General features: G+C 69.3%; 18 protein-coding genes. 9 read left to right on the forward strand and 9 right to left on the reverse strand.

All coding sequences use genetic code 11. The annotated features are described in order from the left end of the window. Positions 1 to 346: 346 nt before the first annotated feature. Positions 347 to 565, reverse strand: a complete 219-nt coding sequence (locus AC07EJ_RS17170; protein ID WP_326775828.1) for a hypothetical protein — start codon at positions 563 to 565, stop codon at positions 347 to 349. A gap of 232 nt (positions 566 to 797) precedes the next feature. Further along, positions 798 to 2,180 carry a glycine--tRNA ligase gene (locus AC07EJ_RS17175; protein ID WP_389486041.1) on the reverse strand — a complete coding sequence of 461 codons (1,383 nt, stop codon included), beginning with the start codon at positions 2,178 to 2,180 and terminating at the stop codon, positions 798 to 800. Between the two features lie 200 nt (positions 2,181 to 2,380). Here AC07EJ_RS17175 and AC07EJ_RS17180 point away from each other — a divergent pair, with 200 nt between their 5' ends. The 4 genes from AC07EJ_RS17180 to AC07EJ_RS17195 are packed head-to-tail and all read left to right on the forward strand — an operon-like array spanning position 2,381 to position 5,550. Then, entirely contained in the window at positions 2,381 to 3,337 is a 957-nt protein-coding gene (locus AC07EJ_RS17180) for a metal ABC transporter substrate-binding protein (protein WP_389486043.1), read from the forward strand. Between the two features lie 17 nt (positions 3,338 to 3,354). Beyond that, positions 3,355 to 4,152: a metal ABC transporter ATP-binding protein gene (locus AC07EJ_RS17185; protein WP_393586448.1), complete on the forward strand. Its 798-nt coding sequence runs from the start codon at positions 3,355 to 3,357 to the stop codon at positions 4,150 to 4,152. Between the two features lies 1 nt (position 4,153). Continuing rightward, positions 4,154 to 5,050: a metal ABC transporter permease gene (locus AC07EJ_RS17190; RefSeq protein WP_393586450.1), complete on the forward strand. Its 897-nt coding sequence runs from the start codon at positions 4,154 to 4,156 to the stop codon at positions 5,048 to 5,050. A gap of 59 nt (positions 5,051 to 5,109) precedes the next feature. Continuing rightward, positions 5,110 to 5,550, forward strand: a complete 441-nt coding sequence (locus AC07EJ_RS17195; RefSeq protein WP_393586452.1) for a Fur family transcriptional regulator — start codon at positions 5,110 to 5,112, stop codon at positions 5,548 to 5,550. A 66-nt stretch (positions 5,551 to 5,616) separates the two neighbouring features. Here AC07EJ_RS17195 and AC07EJ_RS17200 read toward each other — a convergent pair whose 3' ends face one another. The 5 genes from AC07EJ_RS17200 to AC07EJ_RS17220 all read right to left on the reverse strand — a co-directional run bounded on the left by AC07EJ_RS17200 (position 5,617) and on the right by AC07EJ_RS17220 (position 8,737). Further along, a complete protein-coding gene (locus AC07EJ_RS17200) occupies positions 5,617 to 6,438 on the reverse strand; it encodes an isoprenyl transferase (RefSeq protein ID WP_389486051.1) in 822 nt (273 codons plus the stop codon). A gap of 23 nt (positions 6,439 to 6,461) precedes the next feature. Then, complete coding sequence (gene recO / locus AC07EJ_RS17205) at positions 6,462 to 7,211, reverse strand: DNA repair protein RecO (RefSeq protein WP_100594283.1); 750 nt, start codon at positions 7,209 to 7,211, stop codon at positions 6,462 to 6,464. Next, positions 7,208 to 7,339, reverse strand: a complete 132-nt coding sequence (locus AC07EJ_RS17210; protein WP_478884459.1) for a hypothetical protein — start codon at positions 7,337 to 7,339, stop codon at positions 7,208 to 7,210. The genes recO and AC07EJ_RS17210 overlap by 4 nt, the downstream gene beginning before the upstream one ends. Before the next feature lie 34 nt (positions 7,340 to 7,373). Beyond that, positions 7,374 to 7,589, reverse strand: a complete 216-nt coding sequence (locus tag AC07EJ_RS17215) for a hypothetical protein (protein ID WP_100594282.1) — start codon at positions 7,587 to 7,589, stop codon at positions 7,374 to 7,376. A gap of 404 nt (positions 7,590 to 7,993) precedes the next feature. Beyond that, positions 7,994 to 8,737 carry a FadR/GntR family transcriptional regulator gene (locus tag AC07EJ_RS17220; RefSeq protein WP_389486053.1) on the reverse strand — a complete coding sequence of 248 codons (744 nt, stop codon included), beginning with the start codon at positions 8,735 to 8,737 and terminating at the stop codon, positions 7,994 to 7,996. A gap of 193 nt (positions 8,738 to 8,930) precedes the next feature. On the opposite strand from AC07EJ_RS17220, the gene AC07EJ_RS17225 reads away from it, so the two are divergent. From AC07EJ_RS17225 to AC07EJ_RS17245, 5 genes are read left to right on the forward strand one after another with little or no spacing between them, the layout of a single operon-like run. Then, positions 8,931 to 10,553, forward strand: a complete 1,623-nt coding sequence (locus AC07EJ_RS17225; protein WP_389486055.1) for an ABC transporter substrate-binding protein — start codon at positions 8,931 to 8,933, stop codon at positions 10,551 to 10,553. Between the two features lie 30 nt (positions 10,554 to 10,583). After that, complete coding sequence (locus AC07EJ_RS17230) at positions 10,584 to 11,546, forward strand: ABC transporter permease (RefSeq protein ID WP_362902708.1); 963 nt, start codon at positions 10,584 to 10,586, stop codon at positions 11,544 to 11,546. Further along, positions 11,547 to 13,571: a dipeptide/oligopeptide/nickel ABC transporter permease/ATP-binding protein gene (locus AC07EJ_RS17235; RefSeq protein WP_393586457.1), complete on the forward strand. Its 2,025-nt coding sequence runs from the start codon at positions 11,547 to 11,549 to the stop codon at positions 13,569 to 13,571. Beyond that, positions 13,568 to 14,572, forward strand: coding sequence for an oligopeptide/dipeptide ABC transporter ATP-binding protein (locus AC07EJ_RS17240; protein ID WP_478884460.1), 1,005 nt, complete (start codon positions 13,568 to 13,570; stop codon positions 14,570 to 14,572). The genes AC07EJ_RS17235 and AC07EJ_RS17240 overlap by 4 nt, the downstream gene beginning before the upstream one ends. After that, positions 14,569 to 15,555 carry a dihydrodipicolinate synthase family protein gene (locus AC07EJ_RS17245; protein ID WP_389486061.1) on the forward strand — a complete coding sequence of 329 codons (987 nt, stop codon included), beginning with the start codon at positions 14,569 to 14,571 and terminating at the stop codon, positions 15,553 to 15,555. The genes AC07EJ_RS17240 and AC07EJ_RS17245 overlap by 4 nt, the downstream gene beginning before the upstream one ends. A gap of 81 nt (positions 15,556 to 15,636) precedes the next feature. On the opposite strand, the gene AC07EJ_RS17250 is transcribed toward AC07EJ_RS17245, so the two are convergent. Together AC07EJ_RS17250 and leuA are read right to left on the reverse strand one after the other, a co-directional pair. After that, positions 15,637 to 16,320, reverse strand: coding sequence for a TerB family tellurite resistance protein (locus tag AC07EJ_RS17250; protein WP_393586461.1), 684 nt, complete (start codon positions 16,318 to 16,320; stop codon positions 15,637 to 15,639). 214 nt (positions 16,321 to 16,534) lie between these two features. Continuing rightward, positions 16,535 to 18,253 carry a 2-isopropylmalate synthase gene (gene leuA, locus AC07EJ_RS17255; protein WP_389486065.1) on the reverse strand — a complete coding sequence of 573 codons (1,719 nt, stop codon included), beginning with the start codon at positions 18,251 to 18,253 and terminating at the stop codon, positions 16,535 to 16,537. Between the last annotated feature and the right edge of the window lie 51 nt (positions 18,254 to 18,304).

Raw genomic sequence — 18,304 nt, forward strand, 5'->3', positions numbered from 1 at the left:
TTTCAGGTTTCCGCTCCAGCCTTTCGGCCTTTCGCGTTTCCCTTTCCGGCGGTTCCGACTCTATCAGATCCTTTCGGGCCTGATTCCCAGTCAGCGGGGGTTTTGCCTTCCCGGCTGTTGGGCCGTTCCGACGTCCCAGACTTTAGCGGATTCCCCCCGGCGGCTCCTAATCGGGCCACCGAGTCCACCGTGAATTGAATTCGGGCGTACCGAATACACTCCCGGCGGGAGATCGTGCTGCTTGTTTGGGTGCCGCTTGAGCGGCGGAGGTGCTGTCGCGGGGCCGACTGGCCGGGTGACAACTCGGAGGACTCTAGGGATCTCCGGGCCCCGTGTCAATTCAACCCTACTGCGGCGCCTGGGCCGACGGGTCCACGGTCGCCTGGTGCTCCTGGGCGAGGTGCTCCTCGGCCTTGAGCCAGGGCAGGAACTGGGCGGGTTTTCGCCAGCCGCAGGTGTCGCATCTGATGGTGCGGCGCGGGCCCGAGCGCTGTACCCGCACCGTGTGCTCCCGGCCGTGCTGGTCCCAGCGGCTGACCTTGCTCGTGGTGGTGTTCGGCAGCATGACGCCTCCTCCGCGGCCCCTGTGGGCGCGCGTTCCGCAAGGAGTGTGCAGCAAGAGCAATATCAACAGGGGGGTTTCTGTGGTGCGTTGTGTGTCTTGCCGGGCGTCCGCGGCCGCCCGGCAACGACGGAAGCGGCCCAGGAGCGCGATGTGCACGCTCCTGGGCCGCTTCTGTAGTGCGGGACCCCTTAGGGGTTCAGGCCTGGGTTCAGACCTCGGTTCAGCCCTGGGTTCAGCAGCCGACGAGGCGCGTCGCCAGGTAGCCCTCGATCTGGTCGAGCGAGACGCGCTCCTGCTTCATGGTGTCGCGCTCGCGGACCGTGACGGCGTTGTCGTCGAGGGTGTCGAAGTCGACGGTGACGCAGTACGGCGTACCGATCTCGTCCTGGCGGCGGTAGCGGCGGCCGATGGCGCCCGCGTCGTCGAAGTCGATGTTCCAGTTCTGGCGCAGCGCGGAGGCGAGTCCCTTGGCCTTCGGGGACAGCTCCGGGTTGCGGGACAGCGGGAGGACCGCGACCTTGACCGGGGCGAGGCGGTGGTCGAAGCGCATGACGGTGCGCTTCTCCATCTTGCCCTTGGCGTTGGGCGCCTCGTCCTCGACGTAGGCGTCGAGCATGAAGGCGAGCATGGAGCGGCCGACACCGGCGGCGGGCTCGATGACGTACGGGGTGTAGCGCTCGCCGACTTCCTGGTCGAAGTAGGAGAGGTCCTGGCCGGAGGCCTTGGAGTGCGCGGAGAGGTCGTAGTCCGTGCGGTTGGCGACGCCCTCGAGCTCGCCCCACTCGTTTCCGCCGAAGCGGAAGCGGTACTCGATGTCAGCGGTGCGCTTGGAGTAGTGGGAGAGCTTCTCCGCCGGGTGCTCGAACCAGCGCATGTTCTCCTCGCGCATGCCGAGGCCGGTGTACCAGTTCCAGCGCTGCTCCATCCAGTACTCCTGCCACTTCTCGTCCTCGCCCGGCTTGACGAAGAATTCCATCTCCATCTGCTCGAACTCACGGGTGCGGAAGATGAAGTTGCCGGGCGTGATCTCGTTGCGGAAGCTCTTGCCCATCTGGGCGATGCCGAACGGCGGCTTGCGGCGCGAGGTCTGCTGGACGCTGGCGAAGTTGGTGAAGATGCCCTGGGCGGTCTCGGGGCGCAGGTAGGCGACGGAGCCGCTGTCCTGCGTGGGGCCGAGGTGCGTGGAGAGCAGGCCCGAGAACTGCTTGGGCTCGGTGAAGGTGCCCTTGTTGCCACAGTTGGGGCAGTTCAGGTCGGTGAGGCCGTTCTCCGGCAGCTTGCCGTGCTTGGCCTCGTACGCCTCCTCCAGGTGGTCCGCGCGGAACCGCTTGTGGCAGGAGGTGCACTCGGTGAGCGGGTCGGTGAACGTGGCGACGTGACCGGAGGCCTGCCAGACCTCGGTCGCCAGGATCACGGACGAGTCGATACCGACGACGTCCTCGCGCGAGGTGACCATGTAGCGCCACCACTGGCGCTTGAGGTTTTCCTTCAGCTCGACGCCCAGCGGCCCGTAGTCCCAGGCGGCGCGCTGGCCGCCGTAGATCTCGCTGCACGGGTAGACGAAGCCACGGCGCTTGCTGAGGCTGACGATGGTGTCGATCTTGTCGGCGGCCACGGTGCTCTCTTCATTACGACGACGACGAAGCGATTGCTGCTTCAGAGCGAATGCGAATGCTTCAGGTTACCGGCGGCCTGGGGCTCCGGATCAAATCGGTTGGGGGTCGGGAGCCCCGGCTGGGGTGGGATGCCCGTTTCGATGTGATCGCGGCGACAGCTTGTTGACAATCGTTTCCAGATTTGTTGAAAATGAGTGTCATGAACGTACGACGCCTCATACCCACCGCTGCTGTCGCCTCCGTCACCGTGCTCGGCCTCACGGCCCTGTCGGCCTGCTCCGCCTCCTCGGGTGACGGCAAGAACAGCGACGGCAAGCTCGCGGTGGTGGCGTCGTTCTATCCGATGCAGTACCTCGCGGAGCAGATCGGTGGGGACCACGTCGCCGTCACCAATCTGACCAAGCCCGGCCAGGAGCCGCACGACCTGGAGATCAGCGCCAAGCAGACCGCGCAGCTCCAGGACGCGGGTGTCGCCCTCTATCTCAAGGGCCTCCAGCCGGCCGTCGACGACGCGATCCAGCAGTCCGGGATCAAGACCAAGGTCGATGCGGCCTCCCTGACGCATCTGGAGAAGCACGGCACCGAGGTCGGCGGGCATGCCGAGGAGCACGACCACGAGCACGGCGGCGAGGGCGGCCGCGATCCGCACATCTGGCTGGACCCGGTGAAGTACGCCGAGGTCGCCGAGGGTGTGGGCAAGGCCTTCGAGAAGGCCGACCCGGATCACGCGGCGGCGTACAAGAAGAACACCGCGGCGCTCGTCGGCAAGCTCGGCGGGCTGGACACGCGGTTCAAGGACGGACTGAAGAACACCGACTCGAAGGTGTTCATCACGACCCACGCGGCCTTCGGCTATCTCGCCGAGCGGTACGGGCTCACCGAGGAGGCCATCAGCGGCCTCGACCCGGAGAGCGAGCCCAGCGCGGCCCGCGTGAAGGACCTCCAGAACATGGCGAAGGCCGACGGGGTCACCACGATCTTCTACGAGACGCTCGTCAGCGACAGGACGGCAAAGACCCTCGCGGGCGACGCGCACCTCAAGACCGATGTGCTCGACCCGCTCGAGGGCATCACGGACAAGTCCAAGGGCGACGACTACATCCAGGTGATGGATTCGAATCTCAAGGCCCTGCAGAAGGCGCTCGGCGCCAAGTGACCACGGAGGACAGCGGCATGGACGCATCGGTGACGGACGCATCGGTGAAGGCCGGCGAGCCCGTCATAGCCCTGCGCAGCGTGACGGCCGAGCTCGGCTCGCGTCCCGTGCTGCGCGGCATCGATCTGACCGTGCGCCGCGGTGAGGTCGTGGCCCTGCTCGGCGCCAACGGTTCGGGCAAGTCGACGGCCGTCCGTACGGTGATCGGCCAGGTGCCCGTCAGCGGCGGCGAGGTCGAGATCTTCGGTACGCCGCGGCGGCGGTTCCGGGACTGGGCGCGGGTCGGGTACGTGCCGCAGCGCACGACCGCCGCGGGCGGTGTGCCCGCCACGGTCACCGAGGTCGTGTCCTCGGGGCGGCTCTCGCGGGCCCGGTTCGGGCTGCTGCGCAAGGCGGACCGTGAGGCGGTGCGCCGGGCGCTGGAGCTGGTCGGGATGGCCGACCGCGCCAAGGACTCGGTGGACGCGCTCTCCGGCGGCCAGCACCAGCGCGTGCTGATCGCGCGGGCCCTGGCCTCCGAGCCCGAGCTGCTGATCATGGACGAGCCGATGGCGGGCGTCGACCTGGCGAGCCAGGAGATCCTGGCTCGGACGCTGCGGGCGCAGGTCGCGGCCGGTGCCTCGGTGCTGCTCGTCCTGCACGAGCTGGGCCCTTTGGAGCCGCTGATCGACCGTGCCGTCGTGCTGCGTGACGGCTGCGTCCTGCACGACGGGCCGCCCCCGGAGGCGGTCGGCCAGCACGCGCTGCCGGGCCACGACCACGTCCACCCGCACACCTCGGACCTCACCCCCGTACGCACAGGACTGCTGAGCTGACATGGAATTCCTCGACTCCGCCTTCATGCAGCGGGCCCTGATCGCCGCGGTCCTGGTCGGCATCACCGCCCCCGCGATCGGCATCTACCTCGTCCAGCGCCGGCAGGCCCTGATGGGCGACGGCATCGGCCATGTCGCGATGACGGGCGTCGGCCTCGGCTTCCTGCTCTCCACCTCGCCCGTGTGGATGGCGATGGCCGTCTCCGTCGTCGGCGTGGTGATCATGGAGCTGATCCGCTGGTACGGGAAGACGCGCGGCGACATCGCGCTCGCGATGCTCTTCTACGGGGGTATGGCGGGCGGCGTGATGCTGATCAACCTCGCCCCCGGCGGCTCCACGGCGAACCTGCAGAGCTATCTCTTCGGCTCGCTGTCGACCGTCTCGCAGAGCGACCTCGTGTCGATCTGCATCCTCGCCGGGTTCGTCGCCCTGGTCACGATCGGTCTGCGCAGGCAGCTGTTCGCGGTCAGCCAGGACGAGGAGTTCGCCCGGGTCACCGGCCTGCCGGTGCGCTTCCTGAACCTGCTTGTCGCGGTGACCGCGGCGGCCACCGTCACCGTCGCCATGCGGGTCGTGGGCCTGCTCCTGGTGTCCGCGCTGATGGTGGTCCCGGTGGCGGCCGCGCAGCAGCTCACGCGGAGCTTCGCGGCGACGTTCGCGATCGCCGTGGCCATCGGCGTCACCACGACGCTGGGCGGCACCATCACCAACTACTACGTCGAGATCCCGCCCGGCGCGACGATCGTGCTGCTGGCCATCGCCGCGTTCATCGTCTTCAGCCTGGTCGCCGCGCCGCTGGCCAGGCGCAGGGCGCGGGCTGCGGCGAGCGCGGCCGGTGACCCGGCGGAGTGTGCGATTCCAGGCCGGATCCCCGGTCAGGCCGGGGCCGAGGTCTGACCCGGGCACCGCGCGGCCTGGCACAATGGGCCGCCGGCAGCAAATCCGAGGAGGCAACAGTGGGAGCCCCGGTTCGAGGCAGGTCCACCCGCCAGCGTGCGGCCGTGGCGGCGGCGCTCGACGAGGTGGACGAGTTCCGCAGTGCCCAGGACCTCCACGACGTCCTCAAGCACAAGGGTGACTCGGTGGGTCTCACGACCGTCTACCGCACCCTGCAATCCCTCGCCGACGCGGGCGAGGTCGATGTCCTGCGCACGTCGGACGGCGAGGCCGTCTACCGGCGCTGCTCCAGCGGCGAGCACCACCACCACCTGGTGTGCCGGGTGTGCGGCAAGGCGGTCGAGGTCGAGGGCCCGGCCGTGGAGAAGTGGGCCGAGGCGATCGCCGCGGAGCACAGGTATGTGAACGTGGCGCACACGGTGGAGATCTTCGGTACGTGCGCGGAGTGCGCGGGCGCCGCGGATGCTGCGGGCGCTGCGGGCGCTTCCGCGGAGGGCTGAGCGGCCGTTCCGTCCGTGTGCTGTGCGTGTGGGGGGTACTTCCGGGTACCCCCCACACGCGTTTGATCAGCTGTTGGCGATCTCTTCCTCGTTCGGGATGGCTCCGCCGAAGCGGCGGTCCCGGGAGGCGTATTCGAGGCAGGCGCGCCACAGGTCGCGGCGGTCGAAGTCGGGCCACAGGACGTCCTGGAAGACCATTTCGGCGTAAGCGCTCTGCCACAGCAGGTAGTTGGAGGTGCGCTGCTCGCCGCTGGGGCGCAGGAACAGGTCGACGTCCGGCATGTCCGGGTAGTAGAGGTACTTCGCGAAGGTCTTCTCGCTCACCTTCGACGGGTCGAGGCGGCCGGCCTTCACGTCCTCGGCGATGGCCTGTGCGGCGTCGGCGATCTCGGCGCGGCCGCCGTAGTTCATGCAGAAGTAGAGGGTCAGCTTGTCGTTGCCCTTGGTCTGTTCCTGGGAGATCTCCAGCTCCTGGGCGACCGACTTCCACAGCTTGGGCATGCGGCCGACCCAGCGCACCCGTACGCCCAGCTCGTCGAGCTGGTCGCGGGTCTTGCGGATGAAGTCGCGGTTGAAGTTCATGAGGAAGCGGACCTCGTCGGGCGAGCGCTTCCAGTTCTCCGTGGAGAAGGCGTAGAGCGAGATCGCGCCGACGCCCATCTCGATCGCGCCCTGGAGGACGTCCATGACCCGCTCGGCGCCGACCTTGTGGCCCTCAGTGCGCGGCAGCCCGCGCTCCTTCGCCCACCGGCCGTTGCCGTCCATGACGATGGCGACGTGCTCCGGCACGAGCTCGCCAGGGATCTTCGGCGGCCGCGCGCCCGTCGGGTGCGGTTCGGGCGTCTTGTACTCACGGCGGGACCGTCCGAGGATTCCGCGACGTGCCATGTGGGCTCTCCCCTAGCTCAGTTCTAGCTTTTCTCTACGTAACGCAGCGAGCGCAGTCCGCGCTCCAGGTGCCAGTGCAGATACGCCGACACCAGTCCACTGCCCTCTCTCACGAAGCGTGCCTCGCACGCGTCCGCCGTCTCCCAGTCGCCGGTCAGCAGCGCGCCGAGGAGGATGAGGGCCTGCGGTGAGGGTACGACGCTGCCCGGTACCCGGCAGTCGACGCAAACCGAGCCGCCCGCGCCGACGGAGAAGAACCGGTTGGGGCCCGGGAGGCCGCACTTCGCGCAGTCGCCGAAACTCGGGGCGTAGCCGTTCACGGCGAGGGAGCGCAACAGGAAGGCGTCGAGGACGAGATGGGGTTCGTGCTCGCCCCTGGAGAGGGTGCGCAGTCCGCCGACCAGGAGGAGGTACTGCTGGACGGCCGGCTCGCCCTCGTGGTCGGTGAAGCGCTCCGCGGTCTCCAGCATGGCCGTGCCGGCGGTGTACCGGGCGTAGTCGCTGACGATGCCTCCGCCGTAGGGGGCGATGGTCTCGCTCTGGGTGCACAGGGGCAGCCCGCGCCCGATCAGCTCGCTGCCGCGCGCGAAGAACTGCACGTCGACGTGCGAGAAGGGTTCGAGCCGGGCGCCGAACTTGGACTTGGTGCGCCGCACACCCCGGGCCACGGCGCGCACGCGCCCGTGATTGCGAGTGAGCAGCGTGATGATGCGGTCCGCTTCACCCAGCTTCTGGGTGCGCAGCACGATGCCGTCGTCACGGAAGAGACTCATCGCACGCCGCCGCGGGGTTCCGGCTGGGGGTACGGGGGTCGCCCCCCGAAAGAGAACAGCATGATGCGGTCCGCTTCACCCAGCTTCTGGGTGCGCAGCACGATGCCGTCGTCGCGGAACAGGCTCATGGCCCCTATTCTCGCCTACGCCGAAGGGGTGGGGTCAGGGGACCTCGCCGCGGCTCCTCGCGTTCGCATAGGCCGTCGCCGCCCGCAGCCGCTCGGAAGTCGTCGCCACCCGCACGGTGTCCGGGGCGCAGTCCCATTCGCGGCCGCCTCCGAAGGGCCGGAGCTGTACGTACGGACCCTCGTGCCCCATGACCCGGCCCACCTGTCCGGTGCTGATGTCGACGGCGTAAGAACCGATTGGCGGCTTCATCGGCGTTGGCTCCTGTCCATACGTTCCATGCGTTTCCCGGCGGGCGGCAGCGTCAACCGAAACAACGGCCCCATTCCACGAGCAGACACGGGACGTGGCGCTGAATCGTCAGCGTGGTGACGCGAGAGGCAATTCCCGATCTCCGGTGTGGGTATTCACCCAGCTCTTACCGCACCCCCGATCGTGTGCCCGAGCCGCCGTTCCGCCCACGTCAGGTGGCTCCCCGGCGCCGTCGAATTTCACGCTTCCCGCCCAGGGAGGGGCACGCGCCAATTAGAGTGGGAGGGACCTCTGGGCTCTATGCGGCGATGGCAAATTCGAACACGCCATTCGCAAACAGGGATGCTCGATTCTGCGTGAAGCCGGGGGAATGTGCGCGCTTCACTCCATGAAATCCAGGGCCCTCACTCGACGCCCCTGGTCTCCTGTTCCGCGCGCGCCTCGATGCCTCGGAAGTGATGCGCCATGGCCCGCTGCGCGCCGACGGCGTCCTGGGCGCGCAGGGCCGTGACGATGTCGCGGTGGCGGCTGACGGTGACGTCGGGGTCGGGGTCGCTGGACCAGGAGCGCGCGCCGGCGACGCGGTCGAAGACGTTCCAGAACGCGCCGAGGAGCTGCGGGATCAGCTCGTTGCCCAGCGAGCGGTAGAGCGTCTCGTGGAAGTCCCGGTCTAGGTCGGCGAAGGGTACGTCGGCCTCACCCGCCGTTGCCATCCTGCCGACGATGCCGTCGAGCCGGTCGAGGATCTCCGGCGGGAGCGGGGCCGCGGCGACCCTGCGGATCAGGCCTTCCTCCAGGATCTCGCGGACCTGGAGGATCTCGGCCAGGGCGTGCGCGTCGGCGGCGGGGCGCAGCAGGGTGCGGAAGGTGAGGCCATCGGCGAGCGGGGTGAGAGAGGCCTGGCCGACGTAGGTGCCGTAGCCGTGTCTGATCTCGACGATGTCCAGCGCCTGGAGGGCCTTGAGGGACTCGCGTACGGAGTTCCTGCTGACGCCGAGCGATTCCATCAACTCGGCCTCGGTGGGCAGCAGTTCGCCGGGCCGCAGCCCTCTGTCCAGGATCAGCTGTGTGACCGCGCGCTGGACCTGCTGACTGACGCGGCGGTGCCGTATCGCCGGGTTCCTGGGCTCCTCAGACATGCGGGGCATCGTAGGCGCAGCAGACGTCCCACGTCCCATGTCGGGACCAAACTTCTTCGCGCCCGCCGCCCGGAGCCCTCCGGACTCCCTCCGGGCTTCTCTGCGCGATCTCTTGACCGGCCCTCGCGGCGCTCTTATGGTCACGTCGCTACCAAGACGTAGGACGTTGGATCTCCCGCGCAACTCCCTCTCTGGAGGCACCATGAGCGACCACGAGGCGACCGGCCGCCGATCCTTCCTCAAGTACACCGGCGCCCTCGGCGCGGCCGCTGCCATCTCCACCTCTCTGTCGGCCTGTTCGTCCGGGCCGAAGTCCACCAACGACACGGGCGGCGGCAAGGGCGGCGGATCCTCGCTGACCGCGGTCATCGGATACGGCAACGACGGAAGCTGGGACCCGACGCAGACCGCGTCGGCCTTCGCCATGGCCGGCAACCAGCACATCTACGAGGGACTCCTCGACACCGACCCGATCACGCGCGAGCCCTACGCGGCGCTCGCCACGAAGGTGCCGACGGACGCCGAACTGGCCACCACCACCTGGAAGTTCACCTTGCGCGCGGGCGCCAAGTGGCACGACGGCAAGCCCGTCACCGCGGACGACGTCGTGTTCGTCTTCGACCGGATCCTCGACCCGGGCACGCAGTCGCTCGCCAAGGGCTTCTTCGAAAGCTGGCTCAAGGAGGTCAGGAAGACGGGCGACGACTCGGTCGAGCTGGTCCTCAAGTTCCCGTTCCCGGACGGGGCCGCGCGGCTGACCCTCGCCAAGATCATGCCGAAGCACGTGTTCTCGAAGCCGGGCGCGTGGGACGACGCGACCAAGGGCAAGGCCGTGGGCTCGGGCCCGTACCGGCAGACCTCGCACCAGCCGAAGACGAACACCACCTTCGAGGCGTATCCGGACTACAACGGGCCGCGCAAGGCGTCGTTCAAGAAGATGAACTGGCTGACCATCGTGGACGCGGCGCCCCGCGTCGCGAAGATCTCCGGTGGCAGCGCGGACGCGCAGATCGCGGACAACATCCCGTACGCGAACATCGCCCAGCTGAAGAAGGGCGGCCTCACCGTCGAGGGCGGGGCCGGGATGAACAACCTCTTCCTGATGTTCAACACAGCGCACAAGCCGTTCGACGACGTGCGGGTGCGCCAGGCCCTGCACTACGCCATCGACAAGCAGAAGATGATCGAGGTGGCGCTCAAGGGGCACGGGAAGGGCGCGAGTTCGTTCCTGAACGAGGGCAATCCCGACCACCGGCCGGCGAAGACGGTGTACGACTACGACCCCGAGAAGGCGAAGAAGCTCCTCAAGGACGCCGGGGCCAGCGGGCTCTCGGTCTCCCTGATGTCCGTCAACGTGTCGTGGATCATGGACTGTCTGCCGACGATCAAGGCTTCGTGGGACGCGATCGGCGTGAAGACCACGCTCGACCCGCAGGAGACCACGGCCGTCTTCACGAAGATGGACCAGAAGAAGGACTACCAGATCGTGGCGGCCGCCTCGAACCCCAACCAGTTCGGTCTCGACGCCGACCTGATCATGCATTACAACTACGGCCCCTCGAACCTGTGGATGGGCTACGCGCGCTGGGCCGGCAGCTCCGACGCCAAGCACCTCTTCAAGCTGATGGACCAGGCCACGCGCGAGCCGGACCCGGCGAAGAAGAAGACGATGATCCAGGAGTACATCGACATCGTCGCCGAGCAGGCCGTGCTCTACCCGGTCGTGCACAACGAGCTGATGACGGCCTGGGACCCGAAGAAGATCACCGGTGTGCAGGCGCAGCCCTATCCCGGGATCAACGTGCTCAAGGCCAAGCCCGCGTAACGCGGCTTTCTCGCAAGGGAGTTCGTGCCCGTGGTCGTGATCGCCAGAATTCTGGCCCGCCGCCTGGTCCTGCTCGTGCCGCTGCTGCTCGGCATCGTCCTGTTCGTCTTTCTCGTGATGCGGTTCTCGGACAGTGATCCGGCGTCGGCGTTCTTCCAGGGCGCCAATCCGACGCCGCAGCAGCTGCACGACTTCCGGGAGCGCAACGGACTGCTCGATCCGCTGCCCGTGCGCTACTTCCACTTCGTGGGCGATCTCGTCCGGGGCGACATGGGCGTCAGCGCCCTGACCCGGCAGCCGGTGGTCGAGCAGGTGACCACCGCGCTGCCGCTGACACTGCAGCTGACGTTCCTCGGCCTCGCGGTCGCGGTCGTCGTGTCCCTGGTGCTCGGTGTCACGGCGGCCATCCACCGCGACCGGCTCCTCGACCAGATCATCCGCGTCGTGTCCCTGACGGGGGTGGCGGCGCCCGGGTTCTGGCTGGCGCTGCTGATGATCCAGTACCTGGCGGTCGGGCAGGGCTGGTTCCCGACCGGCGGCTACATCAACCCGGCGGACTCCTTCACCGGCTGGCTCAAGTGCATGACACTCCCGGCGCTGTCGCTGTCCCTGCCGGTCGCGGCGCAGCTGACGCGGATCGTGCGGACGGCGGTGGTCGAGGAGCTGGACAAGGACTACGTCCGTACGGCGATCGGCAGCGGTCTTCCGCCGGTCGTCGTGGTGGGGCGCAACGTGCTGCGCAACGCCCTCATCAATCCGCTGACCGTGCTCGGACTGCGGGTCGGCTATCTGCTGGGCGGGGCGGTCGTCACGGAGACGATCTTCTCCCTGCCGGGGATGGGGAAGCTGATGATCGACGCGGTGAAGAACGGGGACCCGGCGGTGGTCCAGGGGGTCGTCCTGACGACGGCCGTCGGATTCGTCGTCGTCAACCTCGCCATCGACATCCTGTATCTGATGGTCAACCCGAGGCTCAGGGGGGCGCAGAGCTAGATGGTCACCTCCCGTAAGACGGTCACCTCCCGTAAGACGGTCACCTCCCGTAAAGCGCTCGCCGAGGCGCTGTCGCGGCCGGGCATCCGGCTGCGCTCCCTGCGCCGGCTGCCCGTCCTGTCCCGGATCGCGGTAGCCGTCGTCGGCGTCGTCGTCCTCGTAGCACTGTTCGCTCCGCTGCTCGCACCCCACGACCCGCTCGACCAGCAGACGCAGACCGACGGCACCGGGCATCCGTCGGGCAGCCACTGGATGGGCCAGGACAGCCTGGGCCGCGACATCCTCAGCCGGCTGATGTACGGGGCCCGCTGGTCGCTCGCCATCGGGCTCGGCGCGACGCTCCTCGCGCTCGTGGTGGGCGCGGTGCTCGGCGCGATCGCGGCGACGTCACGCAAGGCCGTCGACGAGACGCTGATGCGCTGCCTCGATGTCGTGATGGCGTTCCCCGGGATCGCTCTCGCGGCCGTCCTCGTCGCCGTGTTCGGCGGCGGCATCCCCGTACTGATCTGCGCGATCGCGTTCCTGTTCACTCCGCCGGTCGCCCGGGTCGTACGGGCCAACGTGCTCGACCAGTACGGCGAGGACTACGTGACGGCGGAACGGGTGATCGGGGCGCGGACGCCGCACATCGTGCTGCGGCACGTCGCGGTCAACTGCGCGGCGCCGGTCCTGGTCTTCTGCACGGTGCAGGTCGCGGAAGCCATCGTCTTCGAGGCGTCCCTGTCGTTCATCGGGGCGGGGGTCCGGCCGCCCGACCCGTCGTGGGGCAGTGTCATCGCGGACGGCAAGAACATGGTGCTCATCGGAGGCTGGTGGGCGACCGTCTTCCCCGGCCTGCTGATGCTGCTCACGGTGCTGGCGCTCAACATCCTGTCCGAGGGCGTCTCCGACGCGTGGGCCGCGCCCGCCGCGCGCGACGTGTCCGGCGCGGAGGCGGACCGCCTCGAAGCGCCGAAGCCCGGCAGCGGCACCGTCCTCGAACTGCCCGGACTCACCGAGGCCGCCACCCGGCTGAGGTCCCGCGCCCGGCCCCTGCCCGAGGGCGACCCCGTCCTCCAGGTCACCGATCTGGCCATCGGCTTCGACGCGCGGCACGGCGGTGTGGACATCGTCGACGGCATCACGTTCGACGTGCGGCCCGGTGAAGTGCTCGGCCTGGTCGGCGAGTCGGGGTGCGGCAAGTCACTGACCGCGCTGACGGTGATGGGGCTCGAACCCAAGGGCGCGCGGATCCGCGGCCGGGTCACCTTCGACGGCCAGGAACTGATCGGCCGCTCGATGGGCGCCAGGCGCCGGCTCCTCGGCCACGATATGGCGATGATCTACCAGGACGCCCTGTCCTCGCTGAACCCGGCGATGACCGTGCGCTCCCAGCTCAAGCAGGTCGTACGCCGAGGTGGCCGCCGCACCCCGGCCGAGCTGCTCTCCCTCGTCGGCCTCGATCCGGAGCGCACCCTGCGCAGCTATCCGCACGAGCTGTCGGGCGGCCAGCGCCAGCGCGTCCTGATCGCGATGGCCCTGTCGCGCAGCCCGAAGCTGATCGTCGCCGACGAGCCGACGACCGCACTCGACGTGACCGTGCAGGCGCAGGTCATCGAGCTGCTGCTGCGGCTGCGCGAGGAGCTGGGCTTCGCACTGATCCTCGTCTCGCACGACCTGGCACTCGTCGCCGACGTCACGGACCGGGTGGTCGTGATGTACGGCGGGCAGATCGTGGAGACGGGCGTGACGGCGGACCTCGTCGAGGCGCCCACCCACCACTACACGCGCGGGCTGCTCGGCTCGGTCCTCTCGCTGGAGACGGCGGCGGACCGGCTGACGCAGATCAGGGGCGTCGTGCCGTCACCGGCCGACTTCCCGGCGGGCTGCCGGTTCGCCGACCGGTGCCCGATGGCGAGCGAGGTGTGCCGGACGACGGCGCCCGATCTGCTCGGCGGCCGGCGGCACGCGTCGGCCTGTCACCATCCGGCGGTCGTCCCGCCGCCCACGGTTCCGGCTCCCCGGGGAAGCGAGGCACTCAAGTGACGGATCCCGTGGTCGAGTTGAGGGATACCCACGTGGTGCACCGGGCCCGCTCCGGCGGCCTGTTCGCCCGCGACCGGGTGTACGCCCTCACCGGCGCCGACCTGTCCGTGGCGCCCGGCGAGACGGTCGGCGTGGTCGGCGAGTCCGGCTGCGGCAAGTCGACGCTCGCCAAGGTCCTCGTGGGGGTGCAGCGTCCGACGTCCGGCACGGTCGTCGTGGACGGCCGCGACCTGTGGACGATGAAGCCGGCCGAGCGGCGCGCAGCCGTCGGTGAGGGGGTCGGCATGATCTTCCAGGATCCGTCGACCGCCCTGAACCGGCGCCTGACCATCCGCCAGATCCTGCGCGACCCCCTCGACGTCCATCGCCGTGGCACACCCACCGCGCGCGAGGAACGCGTGACGGAGCTGATGTCTCTGGTCGGCCTGCCGGGCGCACTCGCGGGAGCGCTGCCCGGCCAGTTGTCGGGCGGGCAGCGCCAGCGCGTGGCGATCGCCCGTGCCCTCGCGCTCGAACCAGCTCTGGTCGTGGCGGACGAGCCGACGAGCGCGCTCGACGTGTCGGTGCGGGCGCAGATCCTGAATCTGCTGCTCGACCTGAAGGAACGCCTCGGTCTCGCCCTCGTGTTCGTCTCGCACGACATCCAGACCGTGCGGCGCATGAGCGACCGCGTGATCACGATGTATCTGGGCCGGATCGTGGAGGAGTCGCCGTCCGACGACGTGCTCGACCGGGCCAGGCACCCGTACACCCGCGCGCTGTTCTCGGCGACGCCCGGACTGCTCGACCCGATCGACCCGATCCCGCTGGTCGGCCCGGTGCCGTCGGCGACGCATCCACCGAGCGGCTGCCCGTTCCGTACGCGGTGCTGGAAGGCCGACGCGGCGTGCGCGGAGGCGATGCCGGGGTTCGAACCGAGCGGTGACGGGCATCGGTTCCGCTGCCACCATCCCGTGCGCGAGGGCCAGTCCACGCACGAACTCGTCCAGGAGGTTTCATGACCCTGCCCGCCCACCCGTCTCCCACCACCGCCCTTCTAAGGCCGCGCTCCGCGCCTTTCCCTCTGCTGACCGGAGTCGTCCCGCCCGTCTGCACACCCCTGACCCCGGACAACGAGGTGGATGTCGCTTCCCTCGTACGCCTTGTCGACCACCTCGTCGCGGGTGGTGTCGACGGGCTCTTCGTGCTCGGCTCCTCCAGCGAGGCGGCCTTCCTGCCCGACCGGCACCGCAAAGTGGTCGTCGACACCGTCGTCGGTCATGTCGCCGGTCAGCTGCCCGTCCTGGCCGGGGCGATCGACATGGCGACCCTGCGCGTCCTCGACCACGCCCGTACGGCGGCGGAGGCCGGCGCGGACGGGATCGTCGCCACGGCACCCTTCTACACGCGCACCCACCCGGCCGAGATCGCCCGCCACTTCCGGCTCCTGGCCCAGCGCTGCGGCCTGCCCGTCTTCGCCTACGACCTCCCGGTGTCGGTGCACTCCAAGCTGGGCGCGGACCTCGTCCTCGAGCTGGCCGCCGACGGGACGCTGGCCGGCCTGAAGGACTCCAGCGGTGACGAAGGCGCCTTCCGCGAGGTCCTCATCGGCGCACGTTCCCGCGCCGACGTCTCGGGGTTCAGCGTCCTGACCGGGTCCGAGCTGACCGTGGACTCGGCGCTCGCGATGGGCGCGGACGGGGTGGTGCCGGGCCTCGGGAACGTCGACCCGGCCGGGTACGCGCGGCTGTACGCGTACTGCCGGGCCGGTGACCGGGAGCGGGCGCGGGTCGAACAGGAGCGGCTGTGCGCGCTGTTCCGGATGGTGCGGGTGGGGGATCCGGCGCGGATGGGCGGGAGTTCGTCCGCCCTCGGGGCGTTCAAGGCGGCCCTGTATCTGCGGGGCGTGATCGACTGCCCGGTGACGGCCGCTCCGCAGGTTCCGCTGTCGGCGGGGGAGGTTGAGCGGGTGGGGAAGTTTCTGGCGGCGGCGGGGCTGTTGTAGCGCGAAAGTCCTGGGGCTCTGACCCAGACCCCGCTCCTCAAATGCCGGAGGGACTGGAATTGCGGGCCCCTCCGTGATGGTTCACGACGGGGTGCGGGCCGCTTCCAGGAGTTGGGACACCTCGTCCGTGCACATGGTGAGGGCGGCGCCCGCGGTGCTGAGGACGTCGCGTTCGGCGGGCGTGTAGGGCCCGTCGGCGAGCGCGATTCTCGCGCCCTGGAGGAGGATCGACTCGCGTCCGGCGGGGGCGAGGTGCGGGGCGAGCGGGTCGAGGGCCTCGTGGAGTTCGATGGCGAGTCCGGCGCCGGGCCCGCAGTGTTCGGGGACGCGGCCCGCGTCGGTGAGCAACGCCTCGACGAGCGCGGCGAGCCGGACGTCCGTGCAGTCGTCGAACCCGGCGCCGCGCAGTGTCCCGACAGCGGTCTCAAGGGCCGTACGGGAGGAGACTCCGCCCGCGGAGAGGACCGCGAGGACGACGGTGTGGACGGCGTCGCGGAGCATCGCGGAGAAGCGGTGCGTGGTGGGGTGGTCGAGGACGTCGGCGGCGAACCGGTCCTCGCAGGCCGCGCATTCGACGACGGGGCCGGTGCCGCCGCGTGGGACGAGCGGGATGCCGAGGAGCACGAAGCGGCGACGGCCCGTGCGGCGACGGTAGTTGCGGTCGCCGCCGCAGCCGGGACAGAAGAACTCCCCGTCGCCGACGGTGGTCCACGCGGTGCGGACGCCGATGAGGCGCGACAGCGGGCGGGCCCCGGCGCGTGCCACTGGAACACCGGGACCGTTACGACTGGTTCGTCCCCAATTCAGCAGCACGTCGCACACCTCCGTCGACCCCCAGGCCACATCGCCTGGTTGGGCGTGATGTTAGCCACATTGTTGATACGGCGTCATCACCTTGTACGGGACCATGGCCGGTATACGACGCGGCCCCGCCCGCCACGAGGGCGGACGGGGCCGGGGAACGTGCCGGTGACCTGGGTCAGCGTGCGGAGCGGTTGACCGCGGAGACCACGGCCTTCAGGGACGCGCGTGTCGTATTCGCGTCGATGCCGATGCCCCACAGGACCTTGTCACCGATCGCGCACTCGATGTACGAGGCGGCCTGCGCGGAGGCACCCTCGCTCATCGTGTGCTCCTGGTAGTCCAGCAGGCGGGCGTCGATGCCGACGGCCTGCAGGGCGTCGAAGAACGCCGAGATCGGGCCGTTGCCCGTACCGGTCAGGACGGTGGCCTCGCCGTCGACGTCGGCCGAGACGGTCAGCGTGTCGACGCCGTCCGTGTCGGTCGTGGTCTGCCCGGCCTTGACCTGGATGCGGCCCCACGGGTTCTCGCCGTTGGGCAGGTACTCGTCCTGGAAGACCGACCAGATCTCCTTCGGCGTGACCTCGCCGCCCTCGGCGTCCGTCTTCGCCTGGATGATCTTCGAGAACTCGATCTGCATGCGGCGCGGCAGGTCCAGCTTGTGGTCGTTCTTCAGGACGTACGCGATGCCGCCCTTGCCGGACTGCGAGTTGACGCGGATGACGGCCTCGTAGGAGCGGCCGACGTCCTTCGGGTCGATGGGCAGGTACGGGACCGCCCACTCGATGTCGTCGACGGACTTGCCGGCGGCCTTGGCCCGCGCGTCCATCGCCTCGAAGCCCTTCTTGATGGCGTCCTGGTGGGAGCCGGAGAAGGACGTGTAGACCAGGTCGCCCGCGTAGGGGTGGCGCGGGTGGACCTCCATCTGGTTGCAGTATTCGGCGGTGCGGCGGATCTCGTCGATGTCGGAGAAGTCGATCTGCGGGTCGACACCCTGCGAGAACAGGTTCATGCCCAGCGTGACCAGGTCGACGTTGCCGGTGCGCTCGCCCTGGCCGAACAGGCAGCCCTCGATGCGGTCGGCGCCGGCCATCAGCGCCAGCTCAGCGGCGGCGACGGCCGTGCCGCGGTCGTTGTGCGGGTGCACGGACAGGCAGACGTACTCGCGGTTCGACAGGTTGCGGTGCATCCACTCGAAGCGGTCCGCGTGCGTGGACGGGGTCGAACGCTCCACGGTGGCGGGCAGGTTGAGGATGATCTCGCGGCCGGGGCCCGGCTTGTAGACCTCCATGACCGCCTCGCAGACCTCCAGCGCGAAGTCCAGCTCGGTGTCGGTGAAGATCTCCGGGCTGTACTGGTAGCCGAAGGTCGTCTCCGGGCCGAGGATCTTCTCCGCGTAGTCCATGACGTGCTGCGTGCCGTCGATGGCGATCTGCTTGATCTGCTCCTTGGAGCCGCGGAAGACGATCTCGCGGAAGGTCGGCGCGGTCGCGTTGTACAGGTGCACCGTCGCGCGCTTGGCGCCCTTCAGGGACTCGACCGTGCGCTCGATGAGCTCCTCGCGCGCCTGCGTCAGCACGGAGATCGTCACGTCGTCCGGGATCGCGCCCTCTTCGATGATCGACCGTACGAATGCGAAGTCGGTCTCACCGGAGGCGGGGAAGCCGACCTCGATCTCCTTGTAGCCCATGCGGACCAGGAGGTCGAACATCTCGCGCTTGCGAGCCGGGGACATCGGGTCGATCAGCGCCTGGTTGCCGTCGCGCAGGTCGGTGGAGAGCCAGCGGGGGGCGACGGTGACGCGCTTGCCGGGCCACGTGCGGTCGGGGATGTCGACCTGCTCGTACTGTCCGTACTTGTGGACCGGCATGGAAGTGGGGCGCTGGAAGTTCGGCATGTGCGGGGGCTCCTCGGGTGTGTCCGGAAGGACGGCCGACGGTCTGAGCGC

The sequence above is a fragment of the Streptomyces sp. NPDC045026 genome (assembly GCF_056432625.1).

What these genes read in the sequence shown, in the direction of transcription:
- AC07EJ_RS17170 (WP_326775828.1), bottom strand. Translation starts at nt 565, where the DNA reads ATGCTGCCGAACACCACCACGAGCAAGGTCAGCCGCTGGGACCAGCAC.
- AC07EJ_RS17180 (WP_389486043.1), top strand. Translation starts at nt 2,381, where the DNA reads ATGAACGTACGACGCCTCATACCCACCGCTGCTGTCGCCTCCGTCACC.
- AC07EJ_RS17185 (WP_393586448.1), top strand. Translation starts at nt 3,355, where the DNA reads ATGGACGCATCGGTGACGGACGCATCGGTGAAGGCCGGCGAGCCCGTC.
- AC07EJ_RS17190 (WP_393586450.1), top strand. Translation starts at nt 4,154, where the DNA reads ATGGAATTCCTCGACTCCGCCTTCATGCAGCGGGCCCTGATCGCCGCG.
- AC07EJ_RS17200 (WP_389486051.1), bottom strand. Translation starts at nt 6,438, where the DNA reads ATGGCACGTCGCGGAATCCTCGGACGGTCCCGCCGTGAGTACAAGACG.
- recO (WP_100594283.1), bottom strand. Translation starts at nt 7,211, where the DNA reads ATGAGTCTCTTCCGTGACGACGGCATCGTGCTGCGCACCCAGAAGCTG.
- AC07EJ_RS17210 (WP_478884459.1), bottom strand. Translation starts at nt 7,339, where the DNA reads ATGAGCCTGTTCCGCGACGACGGCATCGTGCTGCGCACCCAGAAGCTG.
- AC07EJ_RS17215 (WP_100594282.1), bottom strand. Translation starts at nt 7,589, where the DNA reads ATGAAGCCGCCAATCGGTTCTTACGCCGTCGACATCAGCACCGGACAG.
- AC07EJ_RS17220 (WP_389486053.1), bottom strand. Translation starts at nt 8,737, where the DNA reads ATGCCCCGCATGTCTGAGGAGCCCAGGAACCCGGCGATACGGCACCGC.
- AC07EJ_RS17225 (WP_389486055.1), top strand. Translation starts at nt 8,931, where the DNA reads ATGAGCGACCACGAGGCGACCGGCCGCCGATCCTTCCTCAAGTACACC.
- AC07EJ_RS17235 (WP_393586457.1), top strand. Translation starts at nt 11,547, where the DNA reads ATGGTCACCTCCCGTAAGACGGTCACCTCCCGTAAGACGGTCACCTCC.
- AC07EJ_RS17245 (WP_389486061.1), top strand. Translation starts at nt 14,569, where the DNA reads ATGACCCTGCCCGCCCACCCGTCTCCCACCACCGCCCTTCTAAGGCCG.
- leuA (WP_389486065.1), bottom strand. Translation starts at nt 18,253, where the DNA reads ATGCCGAACTTCCAGCGCCCCACTTCCATGCCGGTCCACAAGTACGGA.